Genomic DNA, 19,602 nt, shown 5'->3' with positions numbered 1-19,602 from the left:
AAATATAAAAAAAGAAAAGGAGCAAGCTCTTCTCGTGCTTACTTCTTCATAAAAAAATACTTTTCTAGCTTGTCTTTATTCTTTCAGAACTCCATTCTAAAATCAAGAAAATTTCTTGGTGATCAGCAAAAATAAAAAATTTGGGCTAAAAATCCCGCTCTTATTTTGCAAGATTAAAAAAGATCACAATTCTTGTAAAAAAGAGGACAATATCCGAAAAATTTGCTATTTTCCATATTGCTTTTTCATAGCTATGAAACGTATTTTTCTCCCCTCCCTTTTCCTCCTTCTTTTTTTTGGAGGATGTTTTTTCCAAAACTCCGATCCAAAAATGATTGATGACTCAGGCAGTGCTCCTCGAATTCTTCCCAAAGAAGAACATCGTCCGCTTGTAGATGAAGAAGGATTTGCCATTCTCGATGATATTCCAAAAACAGAGGAAATCTCCTCCTTTCCGGTTCTTCTCTCTTCTACTCTTCCGAACGATTCACAAGAAGTCGGAGGAAAATTGCCCATTACTTTTTCGTTCAATCGGACAATGGATAAACAGTCGGTAGAAAATGCTTTTGCACTCTCTCCTCGTGTTCCCGGAAGTTTTTCATGGGATGAAGAAGGGAAGTCATTTACTTTTACTCCCGAAGAAGAATATTCCGTAGGAACAACCTACGAAACAGAGATTACTTCTGACGCACTTGATGCAGAGGGCAATAATCTTCCAGAGGCGATTCAAAAAACCTTCACCCGAAACGATGAACTTAAAATCCTTACCATTCTTCCTGCTGATGGACAAGAGGTTGAAACGGGAACGGATGTGAGTATTATCTTTAATCAGCCAATTGCAGAACTCACTACTATTGATGATCTTGAGAAGCAGACATTTGATATTGCGATTTCCCCCGACTTTCCACACCGATTTCGACTCGCTGGAACCAGTATTCTTCAGGTTCAGGGGCAGATGCCGGCAGATACTTTTCCCGATGGAATAGAGCTTCAAGAAGGGGAATTAGTGGAGCATCGTCTTCCACGTTCTTCTGAGATCGCCATCTCTGTTCCCGATGGATTTGTAACTCCAAACGGTCTTATTCTTGCCGAAGGAAAAACCGTTACCATTCGCACGCCACAAATTCATTTGCTCACGAGGGGTGTTGAAACGCTCCATCCGTTTTCACCACTTCGTATTGCTTTTGATCAGCCCGTTTTTCTTTCAAAATTCCAAAGCGCATTTCGAATGGGTGGTGGCATTCTTTCGGATCCATCTGCTGTCTCTGTCAAATACGGAATCTATGAGCAAGATGGAGAGAAAAAAGAAGACACCTCTCTGATAGATGCTCGTCCGCCAGAAGATTTTTGGGGATATTCTGAACGGTATCGAATATGGCTTGAATCTGGTGTTTTGGGAACTGAGGGGACCTTTAAAACCGAGGGGTCACTGGTAACGGATTTTTCTACACTTCCTTTTGTTCATATAGAACCCGAATATTCCAAGTTTTCGACAGATTCTTCTTCTCTCGTAGTCGGGCCAAGCCCAAAAATCCTCTTGGTATTTGACATGCCTCCAAAGAATATCGAAGAAGTAAAATCTCATCTTTCGATTTCCAATGTTTCTGAGGAAGATATTCTTCTTGAAACCGCCTTACGCTGTAGGGACGTGGAAAAACGAGGATGGGATGAGGAATGTGAAAAAGAATCAGATCCGCGACGCATGACGATTTCCCTCAAAAATCCACTCGATAATGGAAAAACATACGATATACATTTTTCAGAAGGACTCTCGTATACAGTGCTTCCCGATGATGATCGCCCCGAATTGACGATTCCAGAAGGATGGGAAGGGCGAGTTTCTACCCTAAAAAATCCAGAAACAATTTCTTTTGTTGTTGCTCCAAAACCTCAAATGATCGGGGCGCATGCGCAAAAAGAATCGTATCGGGAAATATGTCTCTTTTCTGAAACACCAATTGATGCAGAAAAAGCACGAGATTTTCTTGAAATTACCCCAACACCTCTGGGAGAAATTGAGCTTGAAACGGTTGCAGTAGAAAAAGATCAATCGCAATTCCCAAAAGAGAAAAATACACTCGATCAAGTGTATTGCCAAGTGCCATCGTATGCGGGGAAATATGCTCTTCGCATTTCTGGTAGGCTTGCCTTTGAAACAGAATATCGGTTCCTCTTAAAAAAAGGGGTACCTGACGTGTATGGGCAAGAAATTTTTGATGCCTTCTTGTTTTCTCACACAACAGGTGCACTCAAAAATGAGGATATTCACATTGAACCGCTCTCATATGATATTTCCGTACTTCCTGCTGAGATACGTCCTGTTGTAGTGTTTCGCACGATGAATGTTCCAGAAGAACTTTCTGTTGATATCTGTGCACTATCGCCAGAAGTGTTTTTTCAACAAGAACCTCACTTTTACTCCTCCTCTGATTGGGAACCAAATAGCAAAGACTGCTTAGTTCTTCGAACAGTTCCTCTTTCTCTACCGAATCGTCCGTGGGAAGAAATGTATCCCGAAATTAACCTTCGAGAGGTCTTGGGAAATGATTTTCGGCCCGGACCCTATTTTCTTTCCGCTACAAATCCGCGATTTACAGAAACCATTTTTCAAGGAGGACTTGGTGCTGTTTTGGGACCAAAAGAAGTTCCCCGCCATGTTGTTACGCTTGCCCAGGTTACTGATCTCGCACTTTTCGTAAAAAATGATAGGAAAAATGTCTCTGCTTCTGTTTTTTCTCTTTCCACAGGAGAACCAGTTTCTTCTGCAGAAATCTCGGGATTTTCTTTCGAGTGGAATAAGGACGGGACACAAAAAATACATTCTGAAGATTTTGGAAAAACCGATTCACAAGGAACACTTACTGTATCTGAAAATGGAAAACAATTTGACGCATTTGTGGCGACATCATCATCGGGAGATGCGGTGTTTGTACGAAGTGACTCCTCTCTTTCTCCACAGCACTATCCACTTTCAGGTGTTCCAGATCGCGCCTATATTTTTACTGATCGCCCTATTTATCGTCCTGGTGACACGGTTCAGGGGAAGGCCATTTTTGTGAAAGATGATGATGCCCATTATGAGCCACTCTCTGAAAAATCTATTTCTCTGCAAGTATATGATGCTCGTGGGAATGAAATACCGATAGGAGAATCCTTTACGACAGATACTCTTGGTTCAACTTCTTTTGCATTTCATCTTGCAAGTGATGTTGCGCTTGGAACGGGTTCTCTTCAGCTATGTACAGATACAGATGCCTGTTTTTCTGCTCCATTTCAAACAGAGGAATATCGCAAGCCGGAATTTTCTCTTGAAGTCACTCCCAAAAAAGATGATGTTTTCTCGCAAGAGACGGCAAAAACAGACGTTTCTGGAGAATATTATTTTGGATCGCCCCTTTCGGGAGGCGATCTTAATGTTTCTTTGAAGAGAGAATCATATCATTTTGATCGCTTTACGGAAGAGGAGGGATTTGTGTTTGGAGAAGAACCTATTTTTCTTCCGTATGATTCTTATGACTCTCAATCGAAAATGTTTCCGCCTCCTTTTTGGAACGAACCAGAACAAATATTACAAGAAAAAAAGACCCTAGACAAAAACGGGCAGATTATTTTGGAACATAAAATAGATCTTCCGTTTCAAGAGGAAAAACCTTCTTTTCCAGTATCAAAAGGAGATGATATTTCTCTCGAACCGGTACACGAAAGTAAACGCTATACATACGAAGTAACAGCAGAAGACAGCAATAAAAATCCCATATTTTCTTCTGCTTCTTTTATTGCGCACGCTACTCGAGAGCTCGTTGGGATAAAACCAAAATCTTGGTCGGGAAAAGTGGGAGAAGAAAATCTGTTTGATATGGTTGTTGTTGATACAAATGGAAAACCTCTCTCTCAAAAATCTTTTCGAGTATTTGTCGTCTATGAGCGTCAAGAAGAAGATTCCTCTTCTTCGTGGGGACGAAGATACCATATTGCGGAAGAGGTCGTTCGTGATGAATCTCTTACTACCGATGAACACGGACGGTCAGTATTTCACTTTTCTCCAGCAGAAGACATGCCCGGAAATTATCGTATTTTTGCAGAAATTACCGATGAACGAGGAGAAAAACAGAGATCTAGTGTTTCGTTTTTTGTGACACAAAAAGATTATGTCGATTTGAGTCGCCTAGAGGAGCAGAGTATTGATCTTCGAGCGGATAAGAGTGAATACAAAGTGGGGGATACGGCGCATATTTCTGTTGTAACTCCACTTCGCACTGAAACAAGTACCTATTTCCTCTCTCAAGAACGAGATATTCTCCATTCGCTTCAAACATTTTCAGGAGACGAAATGGGGAATGCTATTGATGTAAAAATTACTGAAGATATGATTCCTAATATTATTATCTCTCTTACAGGGCATGAGTTTGGAGATTCACCAGCTATTGCAACGGGAGAGCTATCTCTTGCGGTTTCTCCAGAAGAAAAACTCCTTCCTATTCGTCTTGAAACTGATAAAGAAAGCTATCTTCCGGGGGAAATAATGCACCTCTCTGTTGTATCTGAAGAAGGCGCAGAGTTTGCCGTTATTGTTACCGATAAGGCGAATCTCGCCTTGTTTGATTCCGTTCGAGAAAACATTGTTTCCTTTTTCTACGGGGAACGAATGTCTTTTGTTCAAACGCTTATAAGTAGTTTGAAAATTGCTCAATTTCCTTCAAAAGAAAAGATGATTTCAAAAACAGATGGAGATGCCATGTTTGTGCGGACAGAAAAAGCAATGGCACCTTCTACTGCAGGGGCTTCTTCTATGGCTTTTGATGAGTATGCTCCTTCTACGCCTGAAGGAACTCCCCGAAGCGATTTTAAAGATACGGCATATTTTTCTGCCATTGTTGAGACAGATAAAAATGGAAAAACAGAACTCAAAATTCCTCTTCCAGATAATCTAACAACTTGGAATATTCTCGTTATTGGTATTGACCCAAAATTTCGAGTAGGAGAAAAGGTGAAAGAAATTACTGTTTCGAAGCCTCTTCTTATTCGTCCGCAAGTTCCTCGTTTTGTACGCACAGGAGATACTCTCTTTCTCCGTGCAAATGTACGAAACGAATCAGAATCTAATCAAGAGGTATTTGTCGTTCTCGAAACAGAAAACGCAACAGCAGAGAAAAACGCAACTTCGATTTCTCTTCCAAAAGGAACAGAGCAGGAAATACTCTTTCCTATTCGTGTTTCGGGAAATCCAGATAAAAATCTTTCCGTCACCATAACAGCAAATTCTCAGTCTCTTCGTGATAGTGTTCATACGGAAATTCCTATTCTTGCTCCTTCTCATCCTGAAGCAGTCGCTACTTCTGGAGCAGTTTCTGAAGGAATTCGCACAGAAGGAGTTCGTCTTTCGTCAGATGTTCTTCCAAATTTAGGATCGCTCACTATTTCTACTTCGGCGACTATTGCGAATTATCTTGAGAGTGGATTACAGTCGATTCTCTCTTTTTCTTTCTCTTCTGCTGGTTCCATTGCTGACGGAGTTTTGGGAATGGTACTCTACCAAGAAGCAACCTCTCTTCCTGGTTTTAACGGGCATCTTGCAGAGCCAAAAATTTTTGACGCGCAAGGGAATCATATTTCATTGCCCAACGCTCTTTCTGAATCTATTTCAAAGCTTGAAAAATTACAGCGCTTTGATGGTGGGTGGGCCTATTGGGAGGGATCTCGAGAGACTTCTCCAGACCTAACAGCCCGTGTTTTAGCGATATACCCAATACTGAAACGGAATAATATCTCCTTTGAGAGTTCGGTGCCAGAACGCGCATTCTCGTTTCTCACATCGTACTATTTACAGAAACAGGATCTTGTAGAAACAAAAGGAGAGCTCGAAAATTCATATCAGGCAGATCAGCGTGCGGTAGCACTTTTTGCGCTTTCTGCATTTAACCCCGAATTATCTGACATTCTTCCACTTCAAGAATTTTTGCTTGAGAAAGATCATCAAAAACTTCTTTCAACTTCTGGAAAACTTGCGCTTCTCCAAGCACTCCTCCTCAGAGATGTCAATCACTCTGCTATTTCAGAGTTAACCGATGGGCTTCTTGCTCAACTCGAAATAGATCCGCGTGGATCGTTTCTCGCTTCAGAAGGCGGATGGAGTCCCGCCGGAAACTCTGCGCCATTTTTGACTGCTTCTTTTCTCAATGCACTTATTGCACAAGAAGAAAATGGCGCAAAAACTGCCGAAAATCCTGTTCTCTCTAGAATTGTTCGCTGGCTTCTCCGTTCTCGAAAAGATGGCTCATGGGGAGATACCTCTTCGACTGCTATGGTACTCAACGCGCTTGTTGCCTATCTTCACTCTACAAAAGAATATCTCGCCGATTATGAAGCAAAGGTCATTGCCGATGGGCGAGTGATTCAAGAGTACGCTATGAGTTCCGAAACTCTTTTTGATGTTCATACCGTCAAAATACGAACTCAAGATATTGTGACACATCATGAAGGACTTCCTATTGAATTCTTCAAGAAGACAGGAGAGGGGACGCTCTATTACGAAATGCTTCTTAAATATTTTCTTCCAACGGCACAAATCCTTGCTCGAGAAGAAGGGCTTGGGATTCGCCGAGAATACTTCCACCAAGGAAATAATACGCAAACAGAATCGGTTTCTACCGCAGAGCGTGGAGAAGTGCTTCGGGGAGAAGTTACGATTTCTACTCCAGTCGATCGGCACCTTGTGGCAGTAGAGGTTCCTATTCCAGCAGGAACGGAAATCGTGAATTTCACACTCAAAACAACGGATCAGCGTTTGAATTCCGAAAATAATCCGCCAATTATTCCACTTTCTTCCGAAGGCACTATGGGAATTGGTTTTTCTGAGAAAACACCCGCGTTTTCCGGAAAAATGAGACCAGCGAATCCGTGGCAATGGGGGTCTCCTTGGACACATACGGAAATTCGTGATGACCGATTAGTGCTCTACGCAGAATACCTTTCTCCAGGGGTGTATACATATTCTTACTTTCTTCGAGCGACACACGAAGGAACATTTGCTCATCCGCCAGCTCGAGCAGAAGAAATGGATGCTCCCGAGATTTTCGGACGAACGGCAGGAGGGCTTTTTGAAGTGACCGCACCACGATGATGGATTTAGAGGAAATTTTTAAAAAGTATTCTCCGGAACTTACTCCGGAAATGGCAGGGGAAAAGTATCTTGGCGATTGTCCTATCCCATACCCTCAAAACCCACAGCGAGAACTCGATCTTCATGGATTTTTCGTGCGAGAGGCACTTTCGGAATCGGTATTTTTTTTACGGCAGTGTCGTCAAGAAAAACTTCTTAAAGTCCGCATTATTACCGGACACGGAAGAAAATCTCTCGCTGGGTTTTCCATTCTCTTTCTCGAAATAAAGCAATTTCTTCTCCAAGAAAAAGCGCGTGGATTTTTGTTTTCGGTTGAAGAAGGGGATGGGATTTTTGATATTCTGTTTTTACAATGAAATTTTCCGCGATTATTTTTGATATGGATGGCGTACTCATTAACTCCGAACCGCTTTGGAAATCGCAAGACATTCTCCATTTTTCAAAGATGTTTCCTAAATATCAAGATGCTTCACCTGAGTATCAGGGGAAGGGGCATTTGGGAGTATACGAACTTTTGCGAGAGCGATATCAACTCTCCATGTCTTTTGAGGAATTTCGCGCGTTCCGTATTCGCTATAGTTTGGAAGAAATTTTTCCAAAAGCGCCACTGATGATTGGTGTTCGAGAATTTTTGGAGCGAATTTCTCTAAAAACTCCGCTTGCTATTGGAACCTCTTCTGTTCGAGAAGCGATTGATGCGGTATTTTTACACCACCAAATCGGACACTTTTTTTCTGCCGTGGTAACCGCCGATGATGTTGGACATCGTGGAAAACCAGCACCGGATATTTTCCTCAAAGCGGCGGAAAAATTGGGCATCGCACCAGAAGAGTGTCTTGTTTTAGAAGATACCAAAGTGGGAATTGTGGCGGCAAAAAATGCAAAAATGACGGTATATGCTCTTTCTTCCGAAGCAAATAGAGATCAAGATCTTTCTCGCGCTGATGCTGTTTTTTCCGATTTTTCTTCTCTGTTATTCTGATGCCTCTTTTTCCGTTTGCATCTTTAAAAACACATTCTTCTCTGTCGGAATTTTCCGCAATTCTCTTTGATATGGATGGCGTGCTCGTCGATTCGTATGATGCGTGGATTTCTGCCGACAAAGAGTTTCTCCGCGAATACGCTGTTGATCCCAGCGGATCACTTTATGCGCAATTTCACGGATCGAGCATTTTGGGAGTATACGAAATACTCTCCGAAACCCGCAATATGCCAGAATCGTACGAAGTATTTCGAAGTCGTCGTGTTTCGTTTGTGAATGAAGAAATCTACAAAACCGTTTCGCTCATGCCTGGCGCGTTAGCATTTTTGGAACATGTCACTTCTCGAATTCCCTCTGCCCTGGCGAGTGCTTCGGAACGAGAGTGGGTAGAAACCGCTCTTATGCAGAACAATATCACTCATCATTTTGGGGCGATTGTGTCCGCAACAGACGTGAATGGAAAAGGAAAACCAGCACCGGATATTTTCCTCAAGGCAGCGGAAAAATTGGGTATTGCACCAGAAGAGTGTCTTGTTTTGGAAGACTCTCATAACGGCATTCTTGCCGGAAAACGTGCAGGAATGATTGTTGGTGCATACGATAATGGAAGAAATAAATCGCAAGATCTTTCTCCTGCCGATTTTGTCTTTTCCGATTTTTCAGAACTCTTTTTTTAAGCATGGACCTCTCTTCTCTCGTTCGACCAAATATTTTGCGCCTTACTTCTTATTCCTCGGGAAAATCAGAGTTTTCTGGAAAAGCGTGTGTCTATTTAGATACCAACGAAAATCCTTTCGGCGACAATATCACCAATCGCTATCCCGATCCCACTCAAAAAGAACTCGTGGAAAAAATTGCTCGTCAAAAATCGGAGCAGTTTTCTTGTACGGTGCTTCCAGAAAACATTGCCTTGGGAAACGGATCAGATGAAATACTCGATGCGCTTACACGTATTTTTTGTATTCCCAAAAAAGATGCCATTGTCTTTTGTTCTCCTACCTTTGGAATGTATCGGGTTGTAGCGGATATGAATGATGTCTCTCATATTTCTCTTCCTCTTGATGATGCTTTTGATCTTGATGTTTCTCGAATACTAGCAGAGGCAAAAAAGGCAAAAATTCTCTTCCTCTGCTCGCCCAACAATCCCACGGGAAACGCTATGAGTTCCAAAAGAATTGAAAAAATTCTTCGGGAATTTCAGGGGATTGCTGTTCTCGATGAAGCATATATCGATTTTTGTCCAGCAAAGAGTTTTCTTCCTCGGCTTTCGGAATTCCCTCGGCTTGCTATTACACAAACCTTTTCTAAAGCATGGGGAATGGCAGGAGTTCGTCTTGGAATGTGTTTTTCGTCTTCAGAGATGACAAGTCTCCTTTTTCGGATAAAAATGCCATACCATATCAACGTGCTTACGGCGAAATATGTGTTGGCTCGACTCGCAGATCCTTCTCGTTTTTTGCAGGAGCAAGAGACCATTCTTTTGGAGCGAAATCGTCTTTTCCGTGAGCTTGCTCGTTTTTCAAATGTGCTTAAGATATTTCCGAGTGATAGTAATAGTCTCCTTATTCAATTTTCCGATTCAGAAGGTGTTTTTCAGTATCTCCTTTCTGTTGGTATTGTGGTGCGCAATTTCTCTCACGTTCCGCGTCTTAATGGGTGTCTTCGGATTTCAATTGGTTCTCCAGAGGAAAACACTCTTCTTCTTAAAACACTTTCTGTTTTTTTAACGAAAATATGATTCCTCTTTTGTCTAATAACGAACTTGTGGGAGAGGCGAGAATCCGATTTTTTCGGAGATCACAGGCAGATATTGATTCGGTTATGGAAAAAACAAAAGAGTGGATTCATCGTATTCAAAAAAAAAGGGATTCCGCTCTTCTTGAATATATACGCCAGTTTGATGATCCTCAGTTTTCCCTAGAAAATCTTCGTGTTTCTCCTGTAGACATTAAAAGAGCATACGAGGCACTTCCTTCTGAAACGCTTGAAGTGCTTCAAAAACAGATTGCTCTTTCGAGGGCGTTTCATGGAGAGCAGGCAAGGCGTGTTTTTGCAGATCGTCAGTGGGAAATGGAAACAACTTCTGGAGTTCGGGTCGGGTGCAAAAAAGTTTCCATGGCTTCTATTGGGCTTTACGTTCCAGCAGGATCGGCTCCACTCCCTTCAACAGCACAGCTTCTCACTATCGCTGCAAAATGTGCGGAAGTTCCTCGGATTGCCGTCTTTTTTCCACCAACAGGACTTCATCCCGAAATTATTGTAGCGGCAGATATTGCCGGTGCTGATGAAATCTATCGTGTGGGAGGAATTGCCGCTATTGCTGCCATGGCGTATGGAACGGAATCCATCGCTTCAGTAGATAAAATTGCCGGACCTGGTTCTCCGTGGGTGCAGGCGGCAAAACAATGTGTGTTTGGAGAGGTGGGAATCGATATAATTGCTGGTCCAAGTGAGGGACTTCTTCTTGCGGATGAAACCGCAAATGCGAAATGGCTAGCGGCAGATATTCTTGCGCGCTGTGAACACGGCGTAGATTCTTGCATGCCACTTGTCACTTCTTCTCACCACTTGGCAGAAAGTGTTCAGTGTGAGTTGGCGCAACAACTTTCAAAATGCGGAAGAAAAAAAATTATCGAAAAAGCATTTCAAAATGGATACAATGGTATTCTTCTTGTTTCTTCTGAAGAAGAAATGATTTTGTTTGCCAATGAATACGGAGCAGAACATCTTCATATTTGTACCGAATTTCCAGAACGAATATTTCAAAAAATAACCAACGCGGGATCTATTTTTTTGGGACATCTCACTTCCGTTCCTCTAGGCGACTATGCAACTGGTACGAATCACACTCTTCCTACAGGTCGAGCCGTTCGATTTTCTTCTCCGGTAGGTGTGGAGACTTTTGTAAAAACTCTTCAGTTTCAAGAAGTAAGAAATGATGGGCTTTTGGAGCTTGCTCCGATTGTAGAAGCTCTTGCTGATGTAGAAGGACTCGATGCCCATAAAAATGCTGTTCTTTTGCGCCTTACTTCATGAAAAAGGTTCTCTTTATTGATCGGGATGGGACATTACTCTGGGAACCTCCAAAAACGCACCAGATAAATACTCTAGAGGAGCTTTATTTTCTCCCAGGAACTCTCTCTGCGCTCAAAAAGTTTTCTTCTGCCGGATACCTTCTCGTTATGGTTACGAATCAAGATGGACTAGGAAGTCATCAAAATCCTCTTGAAAATTACAAGAAAATAAATCAGAAAATATTTGATATTTTAGCGAGTGAAGGAATTTTCTTCTGTGATGAACTCTGCTGTTCGCATCTTCCAGAAGAAAAATGTTTCTGTCGAAAACCGAATACAGCACTTTTTGATGCATTTTTTCGGAAGCATCCCGATATTAATCTTTCTCGCTCGCTTCTGATTGGTGATCGAAAAACAGATATAGAATTTGCAAAAAATATTGGCGTTTCTGGCTTTTTGCTCCGTTCCGCTGCCTTTTTGGAAAATGTTGTGCAATATGAAAAAGGGGAGGGGATAACTTGGGAAGAAATTGCCGAACAGGTACTCAAAAGCCCTCGAACAGCAAATGTAACTCGAAAAACAAACGAAACAGAAATATCAGTACTACTGAACATTGATGGTTCTGGAAAATATGATATTTCTACTGGGATTCGATTTTTCGATCACATGCTTGAGCAACTTGCTCGACACGGAGGAATGGATGTGACGCTCTCCGCAAAAGGAGATTTGGATATTGACGAACACCACACTGTAGAAGATGTCGCTATTGTTCTGGGAGAAGCGTTTCGAAAAGCGCTGGGGGACGCAAGAGGAATTGAGCGATATGCTTGGGAGCGCATTCTTCCTATGGACGAGGCAAAAGCAGAGATTTCTGTCGATCTCTCTGGTCGTCCTTTTCTCGTTTTTTCTGCAGATTTTTCTCGTGAATTTGTGGGTGATTTTCCGACAGAAATGGTTTCTCACTTTTTTCGGAGTTTTGCTGATGCGGCAAAAATAACTCTTCACATAATACTTTCTGGGGAAAACACTCATCACATGGTGGAGGCTGGTTTTAAAGGTTTTGCGCGTTGTCTGAAAGATGCTGTGAATTGTTCTTCAACAGCAATTCCTTCGACAAAAGGAGTTCTATAATTTTCCAAATATGATTGGTGTTCTCGAATACTCCGCCGGCAATCTCAAATCTGTGGAAAATGCACTCACACGTCTTGGTATCCCTTTTTTTATTTCCACAGATCCGCAAAAACTTGCAGAAGCAGACAAAATTCTTTTTCCCGGAGTCGGACATGCCACTTCTTGCATGGCATCACTTCGTGAGAGAAAACTCGACACGTTTTTGCAGAAAACTTCTCAGCCAATTGTTGCCATTTGTGTAGGTATGCAACTCCTCTTCGATTTTTCAGAAGAAGGAGTAACGGAATGTTTAGGAATATTACAGGGAACTGTTCGACAATTTGATGATCGAAAAGTAGGAATTATCCCCCACACGGGCTGGAACACGGTTTCTTTTTTGTCCGATACAACAACGGAGGCTGAGAAGGATGAAGATTTCTATTTCGTCCATTCCTACTACTGCGACCCAAAAGAAAAAGAGAATATTTTTGCCACTACGAATTATAATGGACACATTTTTTGTTCATCAGTTCAAAAGGGAAATATTTTAGGAGTGCAGTTTCATCCCGAAAAATCGGGAAAAGCTGGAGAAGCCTTGCTCAAGAAAATTTTACTGGAGAATTTTGCAGAAATAAGTCTCTCCAAAAAATGAAGACATATTTGAGATGGGGAAGACAGATTTTTTTTGGATTATATGCGTCTGGAATCAAAAGTTTTTTGGCAGGGGTGACAGGACTTGAACCCGTGACACCCGGTTTTGGAGACCGGTGCTCTACCAACTGAGCTACACCCCTATTTTGTAAGACGGATTAAACTATACCGCGTTCGCAAAATATTCGTCCAGATTTTTTTGAATTCGTTCCGATCCACCGACTTCTGGAGTAAAATTTTCTCCGGTAATCATCTCAAAAGCGGTAATATAAAGTTTAGCAAGTTTTACCACAAGTTCTGGTGGTGCTTCTGGGAGAATTTCATCATGGTATGGGTCGCACCGCTCAGTAAACCAAAGGCGTAAAAACTCTTTATCAAAACTCTCTGGCTCTTTTCCGGCAAAAAAACAACTTTCGTATGTTTCTGCAAACCAATAGCGAGAACTATCTGGCGTGAGCACTTCATCTGCCAAAAGAATTTCTCCTGTTTTTTTATCTCTTCCAAATTCAAATTTTGTATCCACAAGGAGAAGTCCTTTCTCTTTTACCATTTTTTGTCCTCGCGTAAAAAGCGCAAACGCCGCTTGAGAGACTTCTTCCCATTCTTCGGCGGTTATAAGTTTTTGCGCGATAATCTCTTCACGAGAAATAAGAATATCGTGTTTTTCTGACTTTGTTGTGGGAGTAATAATAGGCTCTAAAAATGGCTCGTTTTTCTGCATGCCCTCTGGAAGATGATTCCCGCAGTATTCTCGAACTCCTTTTTCATAATTTTTCCACACAGAAGTATCGGTAGAGCCTGTCATGTATCCACGAACCACAAATTCTACTGGAAAAATAGAAACAGGGCGCACTACTGCCACAGACGCATCTGGAACAGCAAGAAGATGATTTGAAATAATGTCCTTTGTCTGCTCAAACCAATATGCGGAAAGACGATTGAGGACTTGTCCTTTAAATGGAATAGATGCAAGAATTCGATCAAATGCTGACTGGCGATCTGTGGTAATGAGGATATTCTTATTGTGATGACGGTATATCTCACGCACTTTTCCTGATGCTATTTTTTCGTATCCACTAATTTTTAGAGAAGAAAGTGTGCTATTGGCATGTTCTAAAAGAAACTCTTGAGAAATCGACATATAAAAAACAAAGAGAAATTAGCTATTCTCAAGGTGCCACGAAAGAGTGAGAAAATACAAAAAAAAGAGCAATAATATTTGCTTTACTTTATCACAAAAAAATGAAGCTTTTCTTTCGATAATATGGTAATATGCAATTGCTAAAAAATTATAAAGAAGATATTAATAGTTCGACAAAACAATTACCATGGACCATCAGGATTTCTTTTTTACTGCGCTTTCCCTCCTTATATTCCTTTTTGTAGGAGGTGTTCTTCATCTCATGAGCGGAAAGATTCGAATTCCGTTTACAATGCTCCTCGTTCTCTTTGGAATGCTCATTTCTTTTTTTGGGAACTGGGGGGTAGATTTTCTTATGAATCTGCAAGGTATTTCTCAGGAAGATTTTACACTCCAGTTTTTGGAGCATATTGGGAATTTTCGCCTCTCTCCTGATATTGTCTTTTTTATTTTTCTCCCCATTCTTGTTTTTGAATCCTCCTTTAATCTCCGCTTTTCTTATCTCAAGCAAAATCTCGTCGCTATTAGTGTTCTCTCTATTTTTTCTGTTCTCGTCTCCGCGGGAATTATTTCTTTTGTACTTCATTCTTTTTTTGGTATTTCTTGGCTCACAGCAATTGCTTTTGGAATTATCATCTCTGCAACCGATCCGGTGGCAGTACTTGGGACGTTTAAAGAAGTTGGCGCGCCTCGGCGATTACGAACCATTGTTGAGGGCGAGAGCCTTTTTAATGACGGAACGACTCTTGTGCTGTTTAAAATTGTTCTCGGCGTTATCCTTTTGCGCGTTGGTCAAGAGTCGGAAATTCAATCCTTTTACACCGGCATCGGTGATTTTTTCTTTAAAGTATTTGGTGGAGTGCTCTTCGGAGTATTCATGGGGTTTTTCTTCTCAAAGACCATTGAAAAAGTTCGAGAAAATCAAAATGTAGAAATGACATTCGCACTCATTCTTGCGCACTCCACCTTTCTTTTTGCTGAACACATTGGCGTTTCTGGAATTATTGCCACGGTAATGGCTGGTGTTATTCTTGGAAATTACGGTCGTAACAAAATTACTCCGAGTATCTTGGCGACCATGGAATCTCTTTGGGACCACATGGCATTTATTGTGAATTCTTTTGTTTTTATTCTTATTGGTATTGCCGTTGCAACTTCTTCTTCCTCTGAATTTTGGTTCCCATCCTTTATGGCGGTTATTATTGTTACTATTGCTCGTTTTCTCTCGGTTATTCCGGCACTTTCGCTTATCAATCTTTTTACAAAAAGAGACCGCATCCCTTTTTCATGGCAAGTTATTATTGCTCATGGTGGTCTTCGTGGGGCGCTTGCTGTAGTAATGCTTCTTCTTATTCCTCGTGATTATCAAGATCTCCAGCTTCTTCAGGCGATGACAGTTTCTGTTATTATTGCCTATTTTATTTTTAATTCTACAACCATTTCGTGGGTACTTCGAAAATTTGGACTTATGAATTTTACTCCGATTGATATTCTCGAGATTGAAGAGAGCCATGTTCTCGTGTCGCATTCGATGCGCGATCATCTCAAAAAAATCTACAGAAAGCGCTATGTAAGTGAAGATGTCTATCATAAGCTTTCGAGTACGTATCGGAAATCAGAAACAAAGGCGAATAAAAAAATAAAAAGACTTTTCCAAGAAAAGAAAACATTCTCAGAACACGAACTTCTTTCTATTTTGAAAAAACACTGTCTTGGGGTAGAGCGAAAAGTGTTTTATCAACTTTTTTCTTCAGAAGAAATATCAGAGCAAACCCTTGGTGAACTTATACGGAGTACAGAACGCCAAAAAGAGCGCATTACCCTCAATACTGAGCAAGAGAAAAGAAGGTCTGTAATTCCATTTCTCGATCGACTCAAAGATGAAGAGAATCGAATTATCTCTGTCTTTCGTTTTTTCATAGAAACCACATTCTTTCGAAAAATGATTGGACGATGGAAACGAAATCGCATTATCCAAAAATACGAACGATACCGAGCACGACGCATTTCTGCTTGGAATGTTCTCAAGCATCTAGAGGAGCTTGAGGAAAATGGGCTTTTTCTTGAAGGGGACATTCTTCAAATTGTGCGAGAGCAATATCAAAAATGGCATAAAAATGCGCAAGAAAAACAATTTTCACTCGAAAAGCGTTGTTCAGATTTTTTGAAAGGACACAAATTTTATCTTACGAAGCGAAATTGTTTGGCGCTAGAACAACAGTTTATTCAGGATTTTTTTGAACGAGATATTGTGACACAAAAAGTATATATGGCACTTCAGGAATCGCTTCAGCGACGCATGAAAAAAATACGAAAAGATGCTACAGAAGACGAAGACGAGCTTTAGAAAAAAATTGACAATAACAAGCGTTTTGAGAAAAAATGCCACACCATCAAAATGTGGTGGAAATTTCTTTTTCAAATATTTTCAATGGGATACGAACTTGAAATGGGTGCTCCTGAGAACAGACCTTCAAAAGAGAGTCTTCGGCATAATGATGGATCTTACAATATGCTCCCCAATCCCGTTATAAATGCTTGGAGGGAGAGAATTCAGTCTTGCTGTAACGATGAAAAAAAAGAACTGCCTAATCCCGAGGAGCCCCAATCGTAATATTATGCAAAAATTGTATCTCTCTCGATAAGTCTTTACATATCTTCTCGAACAAAACCCTGCGCAGAAATCTCTATTCGAGCGCCTTTTGGGAGCTCTGCTACTGCAACACACTCACGCGCAGGGTAATTATCGGGAAAAAACCGCCGATAGATTCCATTCATATCATCAAAAAGTGACATATCTGTGAGAAAAACAGTGACTTTAAAAATTCTATCGAGACGACTTCCAGATGCTTCGGTAATAGATTTTAGATTGTAGAGCGCATTTTTTGCTTCATCTAAAAAATTTTCTGGAAGTGCTCCTCCTTGGGGCAAAAGACCAATTTGTCCAGAGACAAAGAGCATATTTCGGTATACTGCTGCTTGAGAATATGGTCCAACAGCTCGTGGAGCAAGTGGGGTTTCGACAAAGGTGATAGCAGACATTTAAAAGGAAAAAATCACATATAAGTATCGCAAAAAAATACGTTTTTTAAAAGTTCTCTATTTGCTTACCTAAAATATCACTTTTGGAGTTTTTTCTATTTTTCAACTTTTTTCTCTTTCGTTCTTAAAATGTTTCAAAAATGTTCATTTTAGGTCAGATCTTTTGTGATGCCATTTTTTTCCAAAAAGCATTTCCCTCTCCTCCTTGTTTGTGCAAAAATAGGTATGTCTCTTCTTTTGTCTTTATGAGGGGTGTCGAATAGCAAGATTTTTGAGGTTTTAAGGAGTGCTCTTAAAGTTTCAAAGGATCTCGCTTTCGATTCCAAAAAGAGAGAGGAAGGGCAACCTTCTTTTCTCTTTCTTTATCTGCATGTCAGATCAGGTCTTTACCCTAGATATTCAGGGGAAAACACTTTCGGTTTCTACCGGAAAGCTCGCGCAAATGGCGAACGGCTCTGCCGTTGCGAGTATTGACGGAACTCACGTTCTTGCCACTGCCACAATGAGCTCTTCTCCTCGAGAAGGAATTGATTTTCTTCCCGTTATGGTCAATTACCAAGAACGGTACTATGCCGCTGGTGTTATGAAATCAAGTCGCTTCAACAAGCGTGAAGCACGTCCTTCAGATGATAAAATTCTTATGGGGCGTGTGGTCGACCGCCAAATTCGTCCGCTTTTTCCAAAGCACATTCGACACGATATTCAAGTGATGCTCATACCGCTTTCATACGATCGAGAAAATGAGCACGATATTCTTTCGGGAATTGCCGCAAGTGCGGCACTTGCCATTTCTGATATTCCTTGGAATGGTCCTTCGGCAAATGTTCGTGTTGGTCTTATTAACGGGGAGTTCGTCTTAAATCCCACTCCAGAGCAAAGAGCATTGTCCGATCTTGATCTTGTTGTTGCTACATCCGATACCAATGTCGTGATGATTGAGGCGGGAGCTAAAGAAATCTCCGAAGAAAAAATGCTCGAAGCTATTGAGTTTGGGCGAGTATGGGGAATGAAAATTGCCGCATTTATTGCGGAAATTGCCCAGAAAATTGGAAAAACAAAACAAGAAATTCCTGCCATAGAAAAAGACCTAGAGCTCAAAAAATTTCTTGAAGCAGGGTTTACCGAAAAAATGCAGGCATGCATTTTTGAAACACCAGGAAAGCTTCAGCGATTTGCTCGAAAAGCAGAAATTCAAGTAGAGGCAAAAGAAGCGGCTATTGCTCATTTTGGTGAAGAGCGTGATCTTTCTCAGCTTGGTTCGCTTTTTAGTGGCATCTTTTCCGATATTATTCGAGATGCTGTTCTCAAGGAAAAACGCCGTATTAATAACCGAAAGGTCGATGAAGTTCGCCCACTTTTTACAGAAGTTGGCATCCTTCCACGAACGCACGGTTCTGGTCTTTTCCAGCGTGGAGAAACACAAGGGCTTTCTCTTCTTACTTTGGCATCCCCCGGTAATGAACTTATTGTCGATGGAATTGAAGGAGAGAAAAAGGTTCGCTATCTCCACCATTACAACTTTCCGCCATTCTCAGTGGGCGAGTGTTCAAACCGACTTTCTACGGGAAATCGTGAAATCGGACATGGAGCATTGGCAGAAAAAGCGCTCGTTCCCGTACTTCCCGATCAAAAAGACTTTCCGTATGTCATGCGAGTGGTAACGGAAATTCTTCAGTCCAATGGATCAAGTTCTATGGCGGCGACTTGTGGATCGACCCTCGCGCTTATGGACGGAGGAGTTCCTATTTCTGCGCCTGTCGCGGGAATTGCGATGGGGCTCATGACTGATCATGAAACCGGAGCTTTTCAAGTGCTTTCCGATATTCAGGACGAAGAAGATTTTGGCGGTGATATGGACTTTAAAGTTGCCGGAACCGAGAAGGGAATTACTGCGATTCAGATGGATATTAAAATTATCGGAATCTCCCAAGAAATCTTTGCAACTGCACTCAAACAAGCGCACAAGGGAAGACTTCAGATTCTTGAAAAAATGCTCGAATCTATTTCTACTCCCCGAAAAGATATTTCTCCGTACGCACCGCGACTTCTTGTTTTCAAAATCAACCCAATAAAAATCAGAGAAGTGATCGGGAAAGGAGGAGAAATGATTAATAAAATTATTGATGCTACCGGCGTAGAAATGAATATTGAAGATGACGGAACAATTATCATCGCTTCCGCAAATGAAGAAAAAGCACTTGAGGCAAAACGCATGGTGGATGAAATTACTGCAGAACCAGAAGTAGGGAAGACATACGATGGAAAAGTTGTTCGTGTTGAAGACTACGGTGCTTTTGTGGAGATTATGAAGGGAACACAAGGACTCGTACACGTTTCGCTTATTAGTAATGAACGTGTCGATCGTGTTGCAGATCATCTGAAGGTGGGGCAATTGGTACGTGTGAAATTGACTCAGATTGACGAAGTGGGACGACTCCGACTTTCCATGAAAGACGCAGAAAACAAGTAAGTTTCTTCCCTTCTCATTTTACAACCCCTTTCAGGATTCTTTTTTGAAAGGGGTTTTCGTATGGCATTTTGG

The 19,602-nt window shown here is 41.3% G+C and carries 12 protein-coding genes and 1 tRNA gene; 10 read left to right on the top strand and 3 right to left on the bottom strand.

Annotated elements, in window-relative coordinates:
- Positions 1 to 253: 253 nt before the first annotated feature.
- Genes IPN35_02720 through hisH form a run of 8 tightly spaced genes read left to right on the top strand, consistent with a single transcriptional unit; the run spans position 254 to position 12,878 of the window.
- Entirely contained in the window at positions 254 to 7,120 is a 6,867-nt protein-coding gene (locus tag IPN35_02720) for an Ig-like domain-containing protein (GenBank protein ID QQS59763.1), read from the top strand.
- Between the two features lie 50 nt (positions 7,121 to 7,170).
- Complete coding sequence (locus tag IPN35_02715) at positions 7,171 to 7,476, top strand: Smr/MutS family protein (protein ID QQS59762.1); 306 nt, start codon at positions 7,171 to 7,173, stop codon at positions 7,474 to 7,476.
- The gene (locus IPN35_02710; protein ID QQS59761.1) at positions 7,473 to 8,102 is read left to right on the top strand and encodes an HAD family phosphatase; all 630 of its coding nucleotides are present in this window, start codon (positions 7,473 to 7,475) and stop codon (positions 8,100 to 8,102) included. Before IPN35_02715 ends, IPN35_02710 begins: the two co-directional genes overlap by 4 nt.
- Positions 8,102 to 8,779, top strand: a complete 678-nt coding sequence (locus IPN35_02705; GenBank protein QQS59760.1) for an HAD family phosphatase — start codon at positions 8,102 to 8,104, stop codon at positions 8,777 to 8,779. Before IPN35_02710 ends, IPN35_02705 begins: the two co-directional genes overlap by 1 nt.
- A 2-nt stretch (positions 8,780 to 8,781) precedes the next feature.
- Positions 8,782 to 9,840 (top strand): histidinol-phosphate transaminase, encoded by a 1,059-nt coding sequence (gene hisC / locus IPN35_02700; GenBank protein QQS59759.1) that lies wholly within the window; start codon positions 8,782 to 8,784, stop codon positions 9,838 to 9,840.
- Positions 9,837 to 11,138 carry a histidinol dehydrogenase gene (gene hisD, locus IPN35_02695; GenBank protein QQS59758.1) on the top strand — a complete coding sequence of 434 codons (1,302 nt, stop codon included), beginning with the start codon at positions 9,837 to 9,839 and terminating at the stop codon, positions 11,136 to 11,138. The genes hisC and hisD overlap by 4 nt, the downstream gene beginning before the upstream one ends.
- Positions 11,135 to 12,247 (top strand): bifunctional histidinol-phosphatase/imidazoleglycerol-phosphate dehydratase HisB, encoded by a 1,113-nt coding sequence (gene hisB, locus IPN35_02690; GenBank protein ID QQS59757.1) that lies wholly within the window; start codon positions 11,135 to 11,137, stop codon positions 12,245 to 12,247. Before hisD ends, hisB begins: the two co-directional genes overlap by 4 nt.
- 10 nt (positions 12,248 to 12,257) lie before the next feature.
- On the top strand, positions 12,258 to 12,878 hold the full coding sequence (gene hisH, locus IPN35_02685) for an imidazole glycerol phosphate synthase subunit HisH (GenBank protein ID QQS59756.1): 621 nt from the start codon (positions 12,258 to 12,260) through the stop codon (positions 12,876 to 12,878).
- A gap of 66 nt (positions 12,879 to 12,944) precedes the next feature.
- Here the strand turns inward: hisH and IPN35_02680 are convergent.
- A tRNA-Trp gene (locus tag IPN35_02680) sits at positions 12,945 to 13,020 on the bottom strand.
- A gap of 20 nt (positions 13,021 to 13,040) precedes the next feature.
- On the bottom strand, positions 13,041 to 14,018 hold the full coding sequence (locus IPN35_02675; GenBank protein QQS59755.1) for a phosphoribosylaminoimidazolesuccinocarboxamide synthase: 978 nt from the start codon (positions 14,016 to 14,018) through the stop codon (positions 13,041 to 13,043).
- 187 nt (positions 14,019 to 14,205) lie between these two features.
- Here IPN35_02675 and IPN35_02670 point away from each other — a divergent pair, with 187 nt between their 5' ends.
- Positions 14,206 to 16,365 carry a sodium:proton antiporter gene (locus tag IPN35_02670; GenBank protein QQS59754.1) on the top strand — a complete coding sequence of 720 codons (2,160 nt, stop codon included), beginning with the start codon at positions 14,206 to 14,208 and terminating at the stop codon, positions 16,363 to 16,365.
- 302 nt (positions 16,366 to 16,667) lie between these two features.
- Here the strand turns inward: IPN35_02670 and IPN35_02665 are convergent, their stop codons facing one another.
- A complete protein-coding gene (locus IPN35_02665; GenBank protein QQS59753.1) occupies positions 16,668 to 17,060 on the bottom strand; it encodes a hypothetical protein in 393 nt (130 codons plus the stop codon).
- Positions 17,061 to 17,430: 370 nt separating this feature from the next.
- Here IPN35_02665 and pnp point away from each other — a divergent pair, with 370 nt between their 5' ends.
- Positions 17,431 to 19,530, top strand: a complete 2,100-nt coding sequence (pnp, locus tag IPN35_02660) for a polyribonucleotide nucleotidyltransferase (GenBank protein ID QQS59752.1) — start codon at positions 17,431 to 17,433, stop codon at positions 19,528 to 19,530.
- Positions 19,531 to 19,602: the final 72 nt, after the last annotated feature.

The sequence above is a fragment of the Candidatus Peregrinibacteria bacterium genome (genome assembly GCA_016699755.1).
In the GTDB taxonomy this organism is placed as follows: domain Bacteria; phylum Patescibacteriota; class Gracilibacteria; order CAIRYL01.
The sequence above is the reverse complement of the archived record's forward strand: the minus strand, read 5'-3'. Positions and strand labels throughout refer to the sequence as shown.